We start from the raw sequence: 16,316 nt of genomic DNA, 5'->3' as shown, positions 1-16,316 counted from the left end.
TCAGTGGTTCGACGCCTTCTCGGCGCCGAAACCGGTGAGCGAACGGACGTCCATCTCGGCCGCCTTCCGCGCGTCCTCGACCCTGCTCGAGGTGATCGAGCCCAGCCAGCCGAGCAGGAAGCCCAACGGGATCGACACGATGCCCGGGTTGTTCAGCGGCCAGATCGCCACGCCCGTGTTGACGAACACGCTCGTGGGCGTGCCCCAGAACACCGGCGACAGGAGAATCAGCACCAGAGCCGATCCCAGCCCGCCGTACATGCTCCACACGGCACCGCGCGTGCTGAAGCGCCGCCAGAAGAGCGAGTACAGGATCGTCGGGAGGTTCGCCGACGCGGCGACCGCGAACGCCAGGGCGACCAGGAACGCCACGTTCTGCCCCTGGACCCCGATGCCTCCGATGATCGCGAGGATCCCGATGACGATGACTGTTCGCCGCGCGACCTTGACCTCCCCGTCCGGCGGGACGTTCCCCTTCTTCACGACGCTGGCATAGATGTCGTGCGCGAACGAGGCCGCCGCGGTGATCGTGAGTCCCGCGACCACCGCCAGAATCGTCGCGAACGCCACCGCCGAGATGAAGCCGAGCAGGATCGGCCCGCCGAGAGCCAGGGCAAGCAGCGGAGCCGCGGCGTTCACGCCTCCCGGCGCCGCGAGGATGGCATCCGGACCCACGAGCGCACCGGCGCCGTAACCGAGCACGAGCGTGAGGATGTAGAAGAGCCCGATGAGCCAGATGGCCCACACCACCGAGCGACGGGCTTCCTTCGCCGTCGGCACCGTGTAGAAACGCATGAGCACGTGCGGCAGCCCCGCCGTGCCGAGCACCAGCGCGAGAGCCAGCGAGATGAAATCCCACGGATTCTTGCCGTATTGGAGCCCCGGAGCGAGCACGGCCTCACCCTTCGGGGAAGCCGCGACGGCCGCCTCCAGCAGCGTGTTCAGGTTGAACCCGTTGATCGCGAGCACCCACACCGTCATCACCACGGCCCCGCCGATGAGCAGGAACGCCTTGACGATCTGCACCCAGGTGGTGCCCTTCATCCCGCCGATGAGCACATACACGATCATCAGGACGCCGACCACGGCGACCACGATCGACTGGCCCACCCGCTCCGTGATGCCCAGCAGCAGTGACACGAGACCGCCGGCTCCCGCCATCTGCGCGAGGAGATAGAAGAAGCACACCGCCAACGTCGTGATAGCCGCCGCCATGCGCACCGGCCGCTCCTGCAACCGGAACGACAGCACGTCGGCCATCGTGAACTTGCCGGTGTTGCGCATGAGCTCCGCCACCAGCAGCAGGGCGACCAGCCAGGCGACGAGGAACCCGATGGAATAGAGGAAGCCGTCGTACCCGTTGATCGCGATGGCGCCGACGATGCCGAGGAACGAGGCGGCGGAGAGATAGTCGCCCGCGATCGCGAAACCGTTCTGCGGCCCCGTGAACGAGCGACCCGCGGCGTAGTAGTCGGCCGCGGTCTTGCTGTTGCGGCTGGCCCGGATGACAATGAACAGCGTCACCGCGACGAAGGCGCCGAAGATCGAGATGTTCAAGACCGGATTGTTCTCCACCGTCTGAACCGCGGCGTGGACCGTGCCGAAGACCTCGTTCACTTCGCCCCCCGCTCCGTGCGCTCGAGGTCTTCACGCAGGTCCTCGGCGATCGGGTCGAGTCGCCTATTGGCGTAGGCGACGTAGCCCATGGTGATGGCGAACGTCGTCACGAACTGTCCGAGTCCGAACAGCAACCCGACCGTGACCGCCCCGAACACCGGCTGCGCCATGAACGCCGGAGCGAACGACGACAGCAGAACGTAGACGAAGTACCAGACGAGGAACGCGACCGCGAGCGGGAAGATGAAGCTTCGCTGACGCCTCTTCAACTCGCGGAACGGCGCGGACTCCTCGACCGCGATGTAATCGACGGCGCCCCCGGGAGCGGGGTCGATCCTTCTGTCCGTCATGTGGCCTCCTTGCCTCATGGGACCGGTGCAGCACTGCACCGATAGGGGGATGATCACCGGGATGGTGGTAGCGCTCCCGGTGGTAGGGTCGACGCTACGAAAGGCGGCGACGAGGCCGTCACCCCCGGAAGTAGGTAGTTCTCGTGGGAGCACCGACCGTTCTTCGCGACGACGCGACCCTCGTGTCGCACGCGGTCGCCGAGCTCGCACGACGCACCCATTTCCCCCTGGCTTTCGGCGGGCTCGAGCACGACGGAGCCGTGCACGTCACGACCATCGTCGGAGCGCGAACGCGCAGCATCGAAGGACTCGTCGTCCGAGCGGAACGCGGGCTCGGCGGCCGAGCGCTCGTCGAACGCCGCCCCCGCATGACGCTGGACTACCGCACCGCCCGCTCGATCACCCACGACTACGACCGCGCGATCCTCGGCGAGGGCATCGCGACGTTGTTCGCCGTTCCCGTGCTCGTGCGCGGCAGTGCCCGCGGCGTGCTGTACTGCGGCTCGTGGGCGCAGGCCCCCGTCGGCGAGCTCGAGGCACGGCCCGCGTTCGACGTCGCGGGAGAGCTGGGGACCGAGCTCCGCGTCCGTGAAGAGGTCGATCGCCGCCTCTCCACGACGCCGACGAGCGAGAACGGCCTGAGCGCGGGCGTGCGCGAGGAGATCCGCGAGAGCTACGCGCAATTGCGCAGCATCGCCGCCACCGTCGGCGATGACGATGTGCGGCGACGTCTCGAAGAACTCGAAGCGCGCTTAGCCGCCCTCACCGGCGACGCGCCGAGCTCGCGCGACGACACCGACATCCACCTGTCACGTCGCGAGATCGACGTTCTCGCCTGCGCGGCGGTGGGATCGACGAACGGTGAGATCGCGGCATCCCTCCGCCTGCGCGAGACCACCGTCAAGTCGTACCTGGCATCGGCGATGGCCAAGCTCGACGCCTCCACCCGGCACGCCGCCGTCGCGCGCGCACGGCGAGCGGGGCTGCTCCCCTGACCCTCGCACGGGACCTCTGCGCTCGGTGAGAATCCCCTGGAAATGGATGCCAGAGGTTGAGAGCAGCGGCGATTCTCGGCATCGTGGCTGGCTCCTGTCGTCGACAAAGAAGGAGAGCCACGACATGCTCACGCTCACCGAAGAAGCCACGACCGCCGTCAAGACCATCACCGCGCAGTACCCGGATGCCACTCAGGGCGGGGTGCGCATCGAGGGCGCCGGGTCGCCCGAGTCGCAGTTCAAGCTGTCGGTGGTCGATTCCCCCGAGCCCACCGACGCCGTCGTGGAGAACGCCGGAGCACGGGTGTTCCTCGACTCCGACGCAGCCGCCGTGCTCGACGACCGCGTGCTGGACGCGCAGATCGATCCGCAGGGTTCCGTCCAGTTCGCGGTGACCTCCGCGGCCTGACACCCGCGCCGTTTCGACGAAGCCCCGGCCGCGTGCCGGGGCTTCGTCGTGTCTCAGCCCCGGCGGTGGCTAGTCACCCGCGTGGAAAGACTCGAGGCGCCCGAGGAGATGCTCCAGCGTCGCCAGCTCGTCGGGAGTGAGCGCCTGGAAGAAGCTGTCGCGTCCGCGACGCAGGCTCGGCTGCAGGGCGGCCCACCACTCGCGTCCGGCAGGGGTGAGGCTGAGCAGCCGGGATCGGGCGTCATCGGGGTTCTGCCGAACCTGCACCCACCCCTCGGCGACGAGATCCTTGACCGTCGCGCTGATGTTGCGCGGGTCGACAGCGGCGGCCACGGCGACCTCCCCCTGGGTGCGCTCACCTTCGACCAACGCGGCCATCGCGGTGAACTGAGCGGTCGTCACCCCGCGCTCCGCCAGGTAGGCATGCCACGCCTTCTCGGCGCGTCTCCCGAGCGTAGCGAGGAGAAAACTCGCTCCGTGACGGTACTTGACACTCTTCGAAGTGTTCATGAAATATGAGTATATGCCTTCCCTGCCACTCCGCCCGCCCGCCGGACACAACACCATCAACCCGTTCGCCATCGTTCCCGACGCCCTCGCGTTCATCCGCTTCGTCGAGTCGGTCTTCGGCGGCAAGGAGGCTGAACACGTTCGCACGCCGGATCGTGACGGGTCCCTCATCCACGCCGAGGTCGTGGTCGGCGACTCCACGATCATGGTCTGCGACCGGAAAGACGAGTGGCCGTTCACGCCCGCTCTTCTGCAGATCTATGTGACCGACGCTCGAGCGTGCCTCGAGGAAGCCATCCGACACGGGGCGCGGGTCGTCACGCCCGTGTCCGACTTCTACGGCGGCTACCGCCTCGCGCGCCTGCTCGACCCGTGGGACAACCTGTGGTGGCTCTACGAGCCGACCGCACCCGCCCCGCCGGTCACGCGGACCAGCGAAACGGACTGGCACGACCGCAAGCCGAGCCTCGTCTACACCTCCCTCATGGCCACGATGCGCACCCTCGGCCGCCACGAGAACGACGGCTAGGCGCCGCGACCGCCCCCACTCAGCCGCGGAAGACGACGATCTCGTCGTTCGCGGTGTCGTAGACGAACTGCAGGGCGGTGCCGGCCGGGAAATCGGTCTGTCGACGTTCGGGCGAATCCTCGCGGAGCAGGATCGTGGACGTCGCCGGGAAGACGCCGGCCCCGCACACCCCCATCGAGAACTCGCCGTCGTACGAGAAGCCGCCCCCACCGCTGGCGTCGAGGAGAACGGGCTGCCAGACCGCCATACACCGGGCCGCCCCCTCGGTGCTGCGGTACGAGGGCTGAGTGATCACCCGAAACCCCTGGAACTCCTCGTAGGCCGTGACCTCGCCGGTGATCCCGACCGTCAGCGAGCTCGGCACCTCGAAGTCCGGGTCCGGCGCGAGGCGCGCGATCTGGGTCGCCCCCGCCTGCAAGGGGTCGGTCTGCACGCGCTGCACGAGCACCAACGCCGTGACGAGGGTCGCCAGCACGAGGCCGGCCGCACCGAGCACGATCACGGTCGACCGGCGCAGACGCGGGAGCGTGAGCCGCGGCCCGTCGGGAGCGGCATCCGGGATCTGTTCCTCCGCGGCAGGGACCGGCTCCTCGGGAGCCGGGAGCTCTTCGGGAGCGACCGCACGCTCCTCCAACTCGATCAGACGTCGGAGCGCCTCGGGATCGGCCTCGATGTCGGCCGACGGCGAGTAGGCCCGGCGTCGGAGCTGCGCGAGTTCGGCTTCTTCGTCGATCGACATGAGCCGATTCAACCAACAAGTGACCTCGGTGTCGTGCGTTGCCGTCCGGAAGGGAGCGTGGGGCCGGGCGGTGCGTCGTCAGCTCGCGTCGCGCAATGCGCGCGCGCGGCGCCGATGCCACACGATCGGCGCGCGGTCGCTGTGCGGTACGACGCTCTCGACCCGCAGCACGATGAGCTCGTGATCCCCCGCGGGATATCGATGCGCGACGGTGCATTCGAGCCAGACCGGGGAGCCCGCGAGCAGGATGGCGCCCGTAGGCATCGTGGCGAACGGCACATCGTCGAGACGGCGTGCCTTGTCGCGAGATGCCAGCTGCCGGGTCTTCTCCGCGTGCTCCTCGCCGAGCACCGACACCCCCAGGTGCGTCGCCCGGGAGAGATCGGGCCAGGTCGTGGACGATCGCTGCACGGCGAACGACACCATCGGCGGCGAGTAGGAGACCCCCGCGGCGAACGACGAGACGATCATGACGGTGTCGACGCCGTCCACCACCGCCGCCACGGCCGCCACTCCGGCCGGCACGTGCGCGAAGGCCGCTTCGACGTCAGCAGCGAGGGGGGCGGACGCCGTGCTCATCGCGTCCCTCCCGCCGCACGACGCGGCTCGGGGCCGCACCCCGGTACGCCCTCGCCCCGGGGGCCTCCGGGGAAGGCGATCCCGACCTGCTCCGCTTCGACCCGCGCGGGCGTCGACGGCCGGGCGTCTCTCGTGGACATGACACTTCTCAATCGCCCGTTCCTCTCGCGTGTTCGTGCCCGGGCGCCAACCGCGCCCGGATCGCCCGCTCGTCACCGCGCATCGCCTCGATGAGCGTGCCCGCGTCGGGGTACCGACGCTGAGAGCGCAGTCGCTGTTCGACGCGGACGGCTGCGTGCAGGCCGTACAGGTCGCCGTCGAAGTCGAGCACATGAACCTCCACGCGCCGCTCGCCGTCGGTGAAGGTCTCGTTCGTCCCGACCGACACGAGGGCGGGTCGTTCCGCCGGCCAGGAGCGTTCCCGGAACCATCCCGCGTACACCCCGTCGGCCGGCAGCGCGCTGTCGGCATCCAGGCGAAGGTTCGCCGTCGGGTAGGACAGCCCCCGGCCGCGACCGGCACCGTGGACGACCTCTCCGCGCAGAACCCGCGTCGGATCGCCGCCCCGATCGGTCGACAGCCCCGCGGCGGCGACGACGGCGATCAGCGACACCCCCGCGAGCATCGCGAGAGCCGCGGTGCTGGATCCGAAGCTGAGGACGAGCGCCGTGGCGGCCGACCCGACGACGGCCCCGCCCTGCTTGATCGCGTTGAAGGCCCCGGAGGCCGCGCCGAGCAGCGACGCGGGCACGGTCGAGACCGCGCTGATCGACAACGGAGACCAGACGAAGGAGTTCGCGATGCCGAACGCGGCGAATGAGACGGCCACGGTCCACAGGGGTGCGCCGACCGCGACCAGGAGCGCCGTCGCCGCGATCGAGACCACCAGGGACGTCCCACCGATCAGGCCCACGAACCTCAGACCGCGCCGGTTGTTGCAACGCGCGGCGAGCGGTGCGCCCACGATGCACACCACCCCCATCGGAACCAACAGCAATGACGCCGCCCCCACACTCAGCCCGCGCTCGGTCTGCACCACCAGCATCACCGGCACGGCCGCCGAACCGACCGCGAAGGCGGACGCGGCGGCCCCCGTCGACGCCACGACGAAGGAGCGCTCGCGCAGCAGGCGCACCGGGAGGAGCGCCGCGTCTCCCCGCCGACGTTGCAGGAACACGACCGCGACGACCAGAGCGATTCCGGCGACCGCCCAGACGACGCGCGGCACCCCCCACACATCGGCGGCGGCCTCGTCGAGACCGTGCACCCCGAGGACGAAGGCGGCGCCGCCCGCCGCGTTGAGCACGATCGCCCACGGGGCGAGGGGCACGGCGACCCGCGAGGATGCCGGGAGGAAGAGGAGAGCCGCCCCGAGGGTGAGCACGCCGATCGGAAGGTTCACGGCGAAGATGGCCCTCCAGTCCCACGTCTGCACGAGCAGACCGCCCAGCAGGGGTCCCGCTGCGGCGGCGACCCCGCCGATGGACCCCCAGAGGCCCAGTGCCAGCGCGAGACGCGGCGGCTGGAAATGCGTCCGGATGATCGCCAGACACTGCGGCGTCATCAACGCCGCTCCCAGTCCCTGCAGACCGCGCCAGACGACCAGCCAGGTCGCGGTCGGAGCGATCGCGCACAGCAGTGAGCCGAGCACGAACACCGAAAGCCCCCCGACGAACAACCGCCGGTGGCCGTACCGGTCCCCCACGCGCCCGGCGACGAGCAGAGGAACCGAGTAGGCCAGGAGGTAACTGCTGTTCACCCACAGCACCGCGGATGCACTCATGCCGAGTTCGGCAGCGATGTCGGGCAGGGCGACCGAAGTGATGGTGCTGTCCAGCAGCAGCATGAAGAAGCCCGCGCACAGGGTCGCGAGCGCCAGCCACTCGCGCCGGGCACCGATCGTCGCCGCCACCTCAGACCGCCAGGTTCTCGCGAAGGGTGCGGCCGGCGTACATCGGCGCGAGCGCGCCGCGCCGGCGCAGCTCCGGGACGAGGAGTTCGCTGAAGTCCTGGAAGCCCGACGGCGCCGCTGCCGGGCTCGACAGCATGTAGCCGCCTCGCTCACCCGTCGCCGCGAAGTTCTCCTCGAGGTGGTCGGCCACCTGCGCCGCGTCGCCGACGAGGGTGTGATCCATCCCGGATGCCGCGAGGAAGCCCCGCTCGAAGAACTCGGCTCTCGTCATCTGCGTCTCGGCGCCCAGGGTCTGCACGAGACCTCCGACGAAGCCGGCGGGACTCGCGTTCGCCCGCACGATCTCTTCGTGCAGTTCCCCCAGGCGGAAGGTCTCGGGCAGACGCGAGAAGTCGAACCCGGCGTTGTGGGACAGCATCACTCCGACCGCCTCCGGGGTCCAGAACTCCAGCGCTGCGTCACGACGGGCGGCGGCCTCGGCGGGCGTCCGCCCGACGATGGCCTGGGTGGCCCACAGGATGCCGACCCCCTCGGCATCACGACCGTTGGCGACGAGCGCCGCATCGAGCTCCCGACGGTGGCGCTGCTGACCGGCGAGGTTCGCCCCGAAACCGAAGACGACGTCGGCGAACCGCGCCGAGGCGGCGATGCCCCGGGGGCTGTTTCCCGCCTGGACCAGGACGGGGTGTCCCTGGGGGCTCGGCACCGCCGACAGGGGCCCACGCACCGTGAAGTGCGCACCGGCATGATCGATCGCGTGCACTTTGCTCGGGTCGGCGAACCGTCCCGTCTCGGGGTCGGCGACGATCGCGTCCGCTTCGACCGAGTCCCAGAGCGACTGGCAGACCTCGACGAACTCCTCCATGCGCTCGTACCGTTCGCCGTGATCCGTCAAGCTCGCGTAGCCGTAGTTGGCGGCATCCGCTCCCCGCGTCGAGGCGACCACGTTGAAGGCGATACGCCCCTGGGTGACGTGGTCGAGGGAGTTCAGCAGCCGAGCGACGTAGAAAGGATGCAGGAAGGTCGAGGAGTAGGTCAGCCCGAACCCGATGCGAGTCGTCGACATCGCCAGCGCCGCGATCACGGGGGCCATGTCGTGACGCGGCCACTGGATGCCGAGCTCGACAGCCGTGTCCAGCGAACCGCGCCACGTGTTCGGGATTCCGGAGCCGTCGCCGAAGAACAGCATGTCGACGCCGGCGCGTTCCGCGGCGGACGCGATCTCGGCGAAGAGGCGCAGGTCGGGAAACGCCGTCCCGGCCCACGACCCCGGCTGATTCCAGCGCCCCTCGGTATGGGTGAACGACAGGTCGTACGCCACGTGCATCCCGCTCACGCGTCGCCCCCCGCCCAGAGCGAGACGACTTCGTCGACGGATGTCACGAGGGCGACGTTCAGCGCGAGCGCGGTCAGCGCGGCCTCGTGGAGGGGGGTCTCGTACGCCGCGGTCGCGTCGGCGGGCACGACGACAGGCCAATCCGCCTGCATCGCATCCTGCGCGGTCGCCGCGACGCAGCACTCGGTCGTGACCCCGCACACGCTGACCCACCCGACGCCGTCGGCTCGCAGCCGCTCGGCGAGGTCGGTGCCGAAGAAGCCGCTGTATCCGGTCTTCACGACCCGCTGTTCACCGAGCGCGGGGGCGACACCGAACCACTCCGCACCGTCGGTGCCCACCACGCAGGGCTCCCCCTCGACCGGTGAGACGTCGCCCGATCTCAGCCACCGGCTCGATCGCCACGGGTGGTCGGGGTCGCTGCCCAGCTCGACCCAGAACACCGGCACACCGGCCTGTCGCGCTGCGGCCACGAGGTCGCCGATTCGCTCGACCGCCGCGGCGAGCGCGACGAACACGTCGTCGGTGAGGCCGTACTCGCTCAGACGTTCGGGATCGGCGAAGTCGCGTTGCACGTCGACCACGATCAGCGCGGGTCGCCCGGCGCGCGAGCGCAGGAAGTCGTCTTGGTTGCGGCGAAGGGGGTTCATCGCTCTCCCCTGTCGATCGCGCGCAGAGCGGGCAGCACCGTCTCACCGAAGAGCACCATGTCGCCGTCGTACTCCGGGAAGATGAGCATGAGTCCGTCGAGGTGCGCCTCCGCCACGATGTAACGGATGTGCTCGGTGATGGTCGCCGCCGACCCGGCGACGTAGGGGGTCTGGAATGCCGCTTCGCCTACGGCATCCGCCGCCCACGCCCGCGCCTGCTCCTCGGCGATGCCCCACGAGGCGCGCATGAGCGCGAGCGCCTCACGGTCGAGGCCCGCGCCCCACTGCGCGACCTTCTCGGCCGCGGCGGCGTCGGTGTCGTCCTGCACGACCGTCAGCATCGAATAGGTCTTGCACTCGCGACCGAGCGCCCGCGCCCGCTCGTGCACGTCGTCGGACAGCTCGCGCATCTCGTCGAGGCTGTCGCTGGCCAGGAAGGCCCCGTCGGCGAACCGGGCTTGGAAGGCGCGAGCGGCGTCGCTGCGCCCGGCCGAGATGATGGTCGGCCGCGTGTCCGGGTGCGGGCGCGACTCACAGTCGACGAGGTCGAAGTAGGGCGTCTGCATCGTCACGCTGTCCTCGCTCCACAGGCGTGTCACCGCTTCGGTCCACTTCTCGGCGAGGTCGTAGCGGTCGTCGTGAGTGAGCGAGGTGTCCCACTCGCCGAACTGCGCGAACTCCGCGGCGTACGAGCCGTTGACGACGTTCATTCCGGCGCGGCCGCCGGAGATGTCCTGCAGGGTCGTGAACATCTTCGCCGCGATCGCGGGGTTGTGAACGTTCGCGTGCATGGTCGCCCAGATCTTGACGTTCTCGGTGGCCTCGGCGAGGGCCGCCATCATCGTCATCGACTCCAAGGACCGCCCCCAGTGATCGGTCGTTCCCCCGAAGCCACGCCACTTGGCCATCGACATGACGAAGTCGAGCCCGATGCGATCGGCGTGCACGGCGGCTCGTCTGTTCCAGGCGTAGGACGCCTCGGGGTGCGGGGCCGTCTCGGAGAGCATCCAGCCGCCGTTACCGATCGGGAGGAACACGCCGTACTCTTTGGCTGCCATGGGTGGGACCTTTCTTCGCGGCGAGGAGGGGTCCCCGGGGGCCGCAGCCCCCGGGGAGAGGGGTCAGGGAGCGGGCCAGACGAGGGTGTCGCCGTCGTAGATGGCCGAGACGAACGATCCGTCGAAGCCCTCTGCCGCCTGCGCCGAGGTGACGTCGGCCGGCACGATCTCGTACTTCTGCAGCATCGCCAGCAGGGCGTCGACATTGGCCTCGTCGATGCCACCGAGCGGGAGAGCGCCGGGGAGCGGGTTGGCCGCGATGACGGAGGTCTCGGTCGACCAGATCTTCGCGTTGAGGTCGGTGTCGTAGGTCGCTCCGCTGAGCTCCTTGGCGTAGCCGACGCACTCCTGGGTGTGCTCGTCGCTCTCGCTGCAGTAGGCGTAGGCGTGAAGAGCCGCCCGCAACACGTCCTGCACGGCGGTGGGGTGCTCCTTCGCGAAGGTCGGGTTGACGGCCATCGCGCCGATCGATCCGGGGATGCCGTAGGTCACGGGCTCCCAGACGGTGACGTCGTCGCCCGCTGCGGCGAGCTGGTTGGGCTCGTTCGAGATGAAGCCGGTGAGGGCGGCGAGACCGTCCTGTCGCCGGGGCAGCACCGAGGGGTCGTACCCCTGCTTGACCAGGGTGAGGGAACTCCAATCGACACCCTGGGACTCCATCATCGCTCGCACCGTTGCGGGCACGTAGCCCTTGTGACCGACGACCTGCCCGTTCAGCTGCGACAGGGCGGTGATGTCGGGGTTGGTCATGAGGATGTCGAGCCCTGCGTCGGAGTACGAGGAGATCCCGACGATGTCGATGCCGTTCGCCCGCGCCTGCAGGACGTCCTGCTGCGAGACGGCGGAGACGGTGGCCTGTCCGCTGGCGAGGAGTTTGGTGTTCTGAGCCGTGTCCCCGCTGCCGGGCTGCAGCTGCACGTCGAGGCAGAGGTCGTCGAAATAGCCCAGCTTGTCGGCGGCGATGTACTCGAGGATCGAGGCCGACGACTGGAACTGGTAACCGGACAGGTAGGTGATGGCGCCGGCATCCTTGTTCTCCGCGCAGCGGGCGGAGGAGATGGCGGAGCCCTCCGTCGTCGAGGTGGAGGCCCCGCTCGCGCAGGCTGCGAGTGAGGCGGCCGTCATGACGGTGAGGGCGAGGGCGGCGGTGAGACGGAGAGGACGTGCATTCATGCGGATACTCCTGATTTCGGGTCGATGGAGCCGGGTTATCGGTGCAGGACGGAACGGTGGAGCACCCCGCCGCGGACGCGCGGGGAGTCGAGGGCCTCGAGGCGGGCGAGGTCAGGTCGTCGCGGCGGCGTGCCAGCGCAGGGCGCGGCGCTCGACGAGCACGACGACGCCGAGGAGCAGGATGCCGAGGAGCGCAAGAACGAGAATCGACGCGTAGACGACCGCGAGCTGGTTCATCGACGACGCCACGGAGATCACCGTGCCGAGGCCTCCCATCGCGCCCGATGCCGAGAGCTCGGCGACGACGGCACCGATGATCGACAGGGGGAACACGATGCGCAGCGCGGCGAAGATGTACGGCAGTGCACTGGGCACGCGCAGATACAGGAGGATCTCGAAACGCGAGGCGTCGATCGTCCGATACACCTGCATCACCGGGGAAGGAACCGAGCGCAGGCCCGTCGCGGTGTTGATGAGGATGGGGAAGAAGCAGATCAACGCGGCGATGACGATCTTCGGCAGCGGGCCGAACCCGAACGCCACCACGAGCGCGGGAGCGATCGCCACGATGGGGGTGACGTTGAGGACGACCGCCAGCGGGAGGATGGCCCGGCGTACGACGGGGAGTTCGCTGACCAGGACGGCGACGAGGAAGGCGGCGGCGAAACCGATCCCCAAGCCCGCGAGTGCCTCGCCGAGGGTGATCGCGGCGTTGGCGACGTAGTAGCCGGCATCGGAGACGAGCGTCTCTCCCACCTCCGAAAGCGGCGGCAGCAGGTAGGGCATCGTCTCGGCGACGCGTTCCCACACGAACCCCAGAACCGCCAGGGTCACCACCAGCGGCAACCAGACGAACGGGTGGAGGGGGCTGAGGATCGCGCGAAGACGACGCGTCCGGCCGGCGGATGGCGCGGCGATCGGCGCGGATGCCTCGACCGGCGAGGCGGGGGCGGTGGTCGCGGTGGGAGCACTCATGATCGTCGCCCTCTCACGCCGCATCCGTCAGATGCCCCGCGTCATGCAACCGTTCGCGGATGAGATCTTCGTACGCGTGGAAGCGGCTCTCTTCGAACAGTCGCGCGTTCCGGGGCCTGGGCAGGTCGATGTCGATGACATCGACGATCCGCCCGGGCCGCGGAGCCATCACGACGACGGTGTCGGAGAGTCGCACGGCCTCGGCGATCGAGTGTGTGACGAAGAGCACCGTGGTCTTCAGGTCGTCCCAGAGGTCGAGCAGCTGGTCCTGAAGGCTCTCGCGGGTGAACTCATCGAGCGCCGAGAAGGGCTCGTCCATCAGGAGCACATCGGGTCGCAGCGCGAACGCTCGAACGATCGCGGCCCGTTGCTGCATGCCGCCGGACAACTGCGCGGGGAGCTTGTGCACGGCATCCCGCAGGCCGGCCTTGTCGAGAAGGATATCGACGTCGACGGGCGGCAACTGCTCGCGTTCGTCGAGGATGCGACGCCGTCGACGGTCGGACGAGCGGTTCACCCGGAGCGGAAGAGTGACGTTCGCCCGCACGTCGAGCCAGGGCAGCAGAGCAGGGGTCTGCGGAACGAGACCGAGCAGCTTCGCGGCGCACGCCTCTCGGGGCGTGACGTCATGGACGAGCGCTTCACCGGAGTCGGGCTGCTCGAGGCCCGCGACGATCCGCAGCAGCGTCGACTTCCCGCAGCCGCTGGGTCCGATCAGACTGACGAATCGGCCGGGGCGGATCGAGAGGTCGACCCCGGACAGGGCCGTCATCGCACTCTCGCCGGTTCCGTACCGCTTGACGACGGAACGCAGGTGCACTGCTGACGTCATGATGCCCTCCATATCGCGCACGGCTCGGGAAGCCGGCTACTGGTATGGCGGAGAGCGTGCGAAGCGAGTTCTCGACCTGCTTCGCGGAGTCCGCTGGTTGCACGACCGACGATAGCGACGCCATGTTGCGCCCAAGCGACACAGCGTGTTTCAGCGACGTAAACGTCGTCAGGCCGTCGCGCGCAGGGCAGACCGGAGCACCGCGTCGGCTGCAGGTCGCCCTGTCAGGTCGTCGCGCGCAGGGGGCGGACCACGTCGTCGTCGTACACGAGCACCTCGACGCCGAGGTCGGCCGCGGCCACGGCGACCCAGCCCCCGAACGCGGGGATCACCTCCGCGGTCGCGATGAGGACGGCGCGCTCGGCGCGGGGCAGCTGCGATCGCACCCACAGCAGCTTGAGCATGTCGGCCAGCGCCTTGTTCCGGAAGGCGGGCTTGTACGCGCCCTGGTTCGCGATGAGCTGGGCGATGACTGTGTCATCGTCGGCGATCCCCTCGACCTCGACGCGGCTCCCGCCGCTGAGGGTCAGGGCACGCGGACGCAGACGACAGCCGATCTCGACCTCCGCGGCCACGAGCATGCGCCGCTCCACCGAGTCGACACCGAAGCGCCCCCAGTTCTCGGCCTCGTGCGGGTCACTCATGCCCTCAGTGTACGAAGCGGTCTCGGTGGCGGTGGAGCACGCCGGCGCGTCAGCGCCCCGTGAACTCGGGCGCGCGCTTGGCCTGGAACGCGGCGAAGCCCTCGCGATAGTCCTCCGTGCGGGTCAGCGCCGCTTGCGCGCGATTCTCCAGCGCCATCGCCTCCCACAGGCCGAGGCGCTCGTCGCGGATCGCGGTGACGATGCGCTTGCTCGCGCGGAACGCTTCGGTGGGCCCTGCCGCGGCACGACGGGCGGCCAGCTCGGTGGCATCCTGAAGCTCGGAAGCCGGGACCACCCGTGAGAAGAGACCGGCGCGCACGGCCTCCCCGCCGGTGAGCATCCGGCCGGTGTAGATGAGATCGAGGGTGGCGTGGGTGCCGAGACGCTCGACGAAGAGGGCGTGGCCGCCGGAGTCGAGGGTCGCCCCGAGAGCGGCGAACGGCGAACCGATCTTGGCGTCGTCGGCGACGAAGACGACGTCGGTGGCGATGAGCAGTCCCAGCCCCACACCGAGGCACGCACCCTGGGCGGCCGCGAAGGTGGGAGCGGGGAACGATGCCATGCGGCGCAGCAGCGGCGTGAGGGTGATGTCGAGGTATCCGGCGACGTCGTCCGTCGCAGGATCCACCCCCGCGATGTCGCGGCCGGCGCAGAACGACGGCCCCTCCCCGCGGAGCAGCACAGCGCGCGCGCCGTCGGCCTCGGCGCGGTCGTAGGCCCCGGCGAGCGCGCGCAGAGCGTCAAGGCCGAGAGCGTTCCGGCGGGAGGGGGCGTCGAGCGTGATGAGGGCGAGGTCGTCACCGAAGGCGTAATCGATCATGGCATCCCTATCCGTCGTAGTCGACGCGGACCGCGTCGGACGTCGGGTGCGACTGGCACGTCAGGACGTAGCCGCGCTCGATCTCGTCGGGTTCGAGGGCGTAGTTCTCGGTCATCGACACCGACCCCTCGATCACGCGGGCGCGGCACGTGCCGCACACTCCCCCGGCGCACGCGAACGGCACGTCGGGACGCACGCGGAGTGCCGCGGCGAGGATGGTCTCGTTCGCCGCGACCGGGCTCTCCACCGAGGCCGACTGCCCGTCGAGCGTGAGATCGATGCGGCGCACGGGTTCGTCGGCCCGCACCCGCACGGGGCGGGCTCCCCCGGTCTGCGCGGGAGCGTCACCGTCGCCGGCGGTGAACAACTCGAACCGCACGCGCTCGCGCGGCACACCCGGGTCGGCGAGCGTCTCGCGGCACAGTTCGACCAGCGCGAACGGGCCGCAGAGGAACCACTCGTCGACGGATGCCGGGTCGATCAGCCGCGACAGGATGAGACGCAGACGTTCCTCGTCGAGGCGCCCCGAGAAGACCGGCGCCGCGCGCTGCTCGCGCGAGAGGACGTGATGCAGCGTGAGGCGAGAGGGATAGCGGTCTTTCAGATCGGCCAGCTCATCGACGAACATCACGTCGGTCGACGAGCGGTTGGCGTAGACGATGGTCATGCGGCTGTCGGCCGAACGCTCGAGGACGCCTGCGGCGAGCGCCATGATCGGGGTGATCCCGGATCCGGCGGCGATCGCCACCACGTGCCCCGTGGCGGTGGTCGCTCTCGACACGAACGTGCCCTGCGGGCTCATCACCTCGATCTCGTCTCCGGGGCGGAGGCCCTCGTGCGCCCAGGCGGAGAAGCGGCCGTCGGGGTCGCGTTTGATGCCGACGCTGATCGCGCCGCGCGCGGGCGGACGACACAGCGAGTACGAGCGCCGCAGCTCGTCACCGTCGACGGTGGCGCGAAGGGCGACGTACTGCCCGGGCGCGTAGTCGAAAGCATCCGCGATCTCGTCGGGCACCGCGAACGTCACCTCGATCGCCGTCGGGGTGAGCGGGCGGACGGCGGCGACACGAAGCGTGTGGAAGCGCGCGCGGGCACGGGTCTCCCGCACGGCGCCCGGACCCGAGGCCGCGTGACCCGACGTGGAGGCGTTCGTCGACGCGGGGCCCGCGGGCGTGGCATCCGTCATCG

18 protein-coding genes are annotated in these 16,316 nt (G+C 69.7%); 3 read left to right on the top strand and 15 right to left on the bottom strand.

What is annotated here, in order from left to right:
* Both PIR02_13220 and PIR02_13215 read right to left on the bottom strand, forming a co-directional pair.
* A complete protein-coding gene (locus PIR02_13220) occupies positions 1-1,617 on the bottom strand; it encodes a cation acetate symporter (GenBank protein ID WZH35727.1) in 1,617 nt (538 codons plus the stop codon).
* Positions 1,614-1,967 (bottom strand): DUF485 domain-containing protein, encoded by a 354-nt coding sequence (locus PIR02_13215; protein ID WZH35726.1) that lies wholly within the window; start codon positions 1,965-1,967, stop codon positions 1,614-1,616. The genes PIR02_13220 and PIR02_13215 overlap by 4 nt, the downstream gene beginning before the upstream one ends.
* Positions 1,968-2,110: 143 nt before the next feature.
* Between PIR02_13215 and PIR02_13210 the strand changes: the two genes are divergently transcribed.
* Positions 2,111-2,962 carry a helix-turn-helix transcriptional regulator gene (locus PIR02_13210; protein ID WZH35725.1) on the top strand — a complete coding sequence of 284 codons (852 nt, stop codon included), beginning with the start codon at positions 2,111-2,113 and terminating at the stop codon, positions 2,960-2,962.
* 124 nt (positions 2,963-3,086) lie between these two features.
* The gene (locus PIR02_13205; GenBank protein ID WZH35724.1) at positions 3,087-3,371 is read left to right on the top strand and encodes a Fe-S cluster assembly protein HesB; all 285 of its coding nucleotides are present in this window, start codon (positions 3,087-3,089) and stop codon (positions 3,369-3,371) included.
* Positions 3,372-3,440: 69 nt separating this feature from the next.
* Here PIR02_13205 and PIR02_13200 read toward each other — a convergent pair whose 3' ends face one another.
* Positions 3,441-3,881, bottom strand: a complete 441-nt coding sequence (locus tag PIR02_13200; protein WZH35723.1) for a MarR family transcriptional regulator — start codon at positions 3,879-3,881, stop codon at positions 3,441-3,443.
* 13 nt (positions 3,882-3,894) lie between these two features.
* On the opposite strand from PIR02_13200, the gene PIR02_13195 reads away from it, so the two are divergent.
* Positions 3,895-4,410 (top strand): VOC family protein, encoded by a 516-nt coding sequence (locus tag PIR02_13195; GenBank protein WZH35722.1) that lies wholly within the window; start codon positions 3,895-3,897, stop codon positions 4,408-4,410.
* Between the two features lie 19 nt (positions 4,411-4,429).
* Here the strand turns inward: PIR02_13195 and PIR02_13190 are convergent, their stop codons facing one another.
* The 12 genes from PIR02_13190 to paaK form a co-directional block, all read right to left on the bottom strand.
* Positions 4,430-5,149 carry a hypothetical protein gene (locus tag PIR02_13190; protein WZH35721.1) on the bottom strand — a complete coding sequence of 240 codons (720 nt, stop codon included), beginning with the start codon at positions 5,147-5,149 and terminating at the stop codon, positions 4,430-4,432.
* 78 nt (positions 5,150-5,227) lie between these two features.
* Entirely contained in the window at positions 5,228-5,728 is a 501-nt protein-coding gene (locus tag PIR02_13185; protein WZH35720.1) for a flavin reductase family protein, read from the bottom strand.
* A gap of 148 nt (positions 5,729-5,876) precedes the next feature.
* Positions 5,877-7,640: an MDR family MFS transporter gene (locus PIR02_13180; protein WZH35719.1), complete on the bottom strand. Its 1,764-nt coding sequence runs from the start codon at positions 7,638-7,640 to the stop codon at positions 5,877-5,879.
* Between the two features lies 1 nt (position 7,641).
* Positions 7,642-8,967: an NtaA/DmoA family FMN-dependent monooxygenase gene (locus tag PIR02_13175; GenBank protein ID WZH39004.1), complete on the bottom strand. Its 1,326-nt coding sequence runs from the start codon at positions 8,965-8,967 to the stop codon at positions 7,642-7,644.
* A gap of 5 nt (positions 8,968-8,972) precedes the next feature.
* Positions 8,973-9,626, bottom strand: a complete 654-nt coding sequence (locus PIR02_13170; GenBank protein ID WZH35718.1) for a cysteine hydrolase — start codon at positions 9,624-9,626, stop codon at positions 8,973-8,975.
* A complete protein-coding gene (locus PIR02_13165) occupies positions 9,623-10,684 on the bottom strand; it encodes an LLM class flavin-dependent oxidoreductase (protein ID WZH35717.1) in 1,062 nt (353 codons plus the stop codon). The genes PIR02_13170 and PIR02_13165 overlap by 4 nt, the downstream gene beginning before the upstream one ends.
* 63 nt (positions 10,685-10,747) lie before the next feature.
* Complete coding sequence (locus PIR02_13160; protein ID WZH35716.1) at positions 10,748-11,857, bottom strand: ABC transporter substrate-binding protein; 1,110 nt, start codon at positions 11,855-11,857, stop codon at positions 10,748-10,750.
* Positions 11,858-11,968: 111 nt separating this feature from the next.
* Positions 11,969-12,832: an ABC transporter permease gene (locus PIR02_13155; protein WZH35715.1), complete on the bottom strand. Its 864-nt coding sequence runs from the start codon at positions 12,830-12,832 to the stop codon at positions 11,969-11,971.
* Between the two features lie 13 nt (positions 12,833-12,845).
* Positions 12,846-13,664: an ABC transporter ATP-binding protein gene (locus PIR02_13150; protein ID WZH35714.1), complete on the bottom strand. Its 819-nt coding sequence runs from the start codon at positions 13,662-13,664 to the stop codon at positions 12,846-12,848.
* 224 nt (positions 13,665-13,888) lie between these two features.
* The gene (locus PIR02_13145; protein WZH35713.1) at positions 13,889-14,308 is read right to left on the bottom strand and encodes a hypothetical protein; all 420 of its coding nucleotides are present in this window, start codon (positions 14,306-14,308) and stop codon (positions 13,889-13,891) included.
* 49 nt (positions 14,309-14,357) lie between these two features.
* Positions 14,358-15,128, bottom strand: coding sequence for an enoyl-CoA hydratase-related protein (locus PIR02_13140; GenBank protein ID WZH35712.1), 771 nt, complete (start codon positions 15,126-15,128; stop codon positions 14,358-14,360).
* A gap of 7 nt (positions 15,129-15,135) precedes the next feature.
* The gene (gene paaK, locus PIR02_13135; GenBank protein ID WZH39003.1) at positions 15,136-16,314 is read right to left on the bottom strand and encodes a phenylacetate-CoA oxygenase/reductase subunit PaaK; all 1,179 of its coding nucleotides are present in this window, start codon (positions 16,312-16,314) and stop codon (positions 15,136-15,138) included.
* Positions 16,315-16,316 lie beyond the last annotated feature (2 nt).

It is taken from the genome of Microbacterium enclense (genome assembly GCA_038182865.1).
Taxonomy (GTDB): domain Bacteria; phylum Actinomycetota; class Actinomycetes; order Actinomycetales; family Microbacteriaceae; genus Microbacterium; species Microbacterium enclense_B.
Note: the sequence above shows the minus strand (reverse complement) of the source record. Positions and strands in the feature narration are given on the sequence as shown.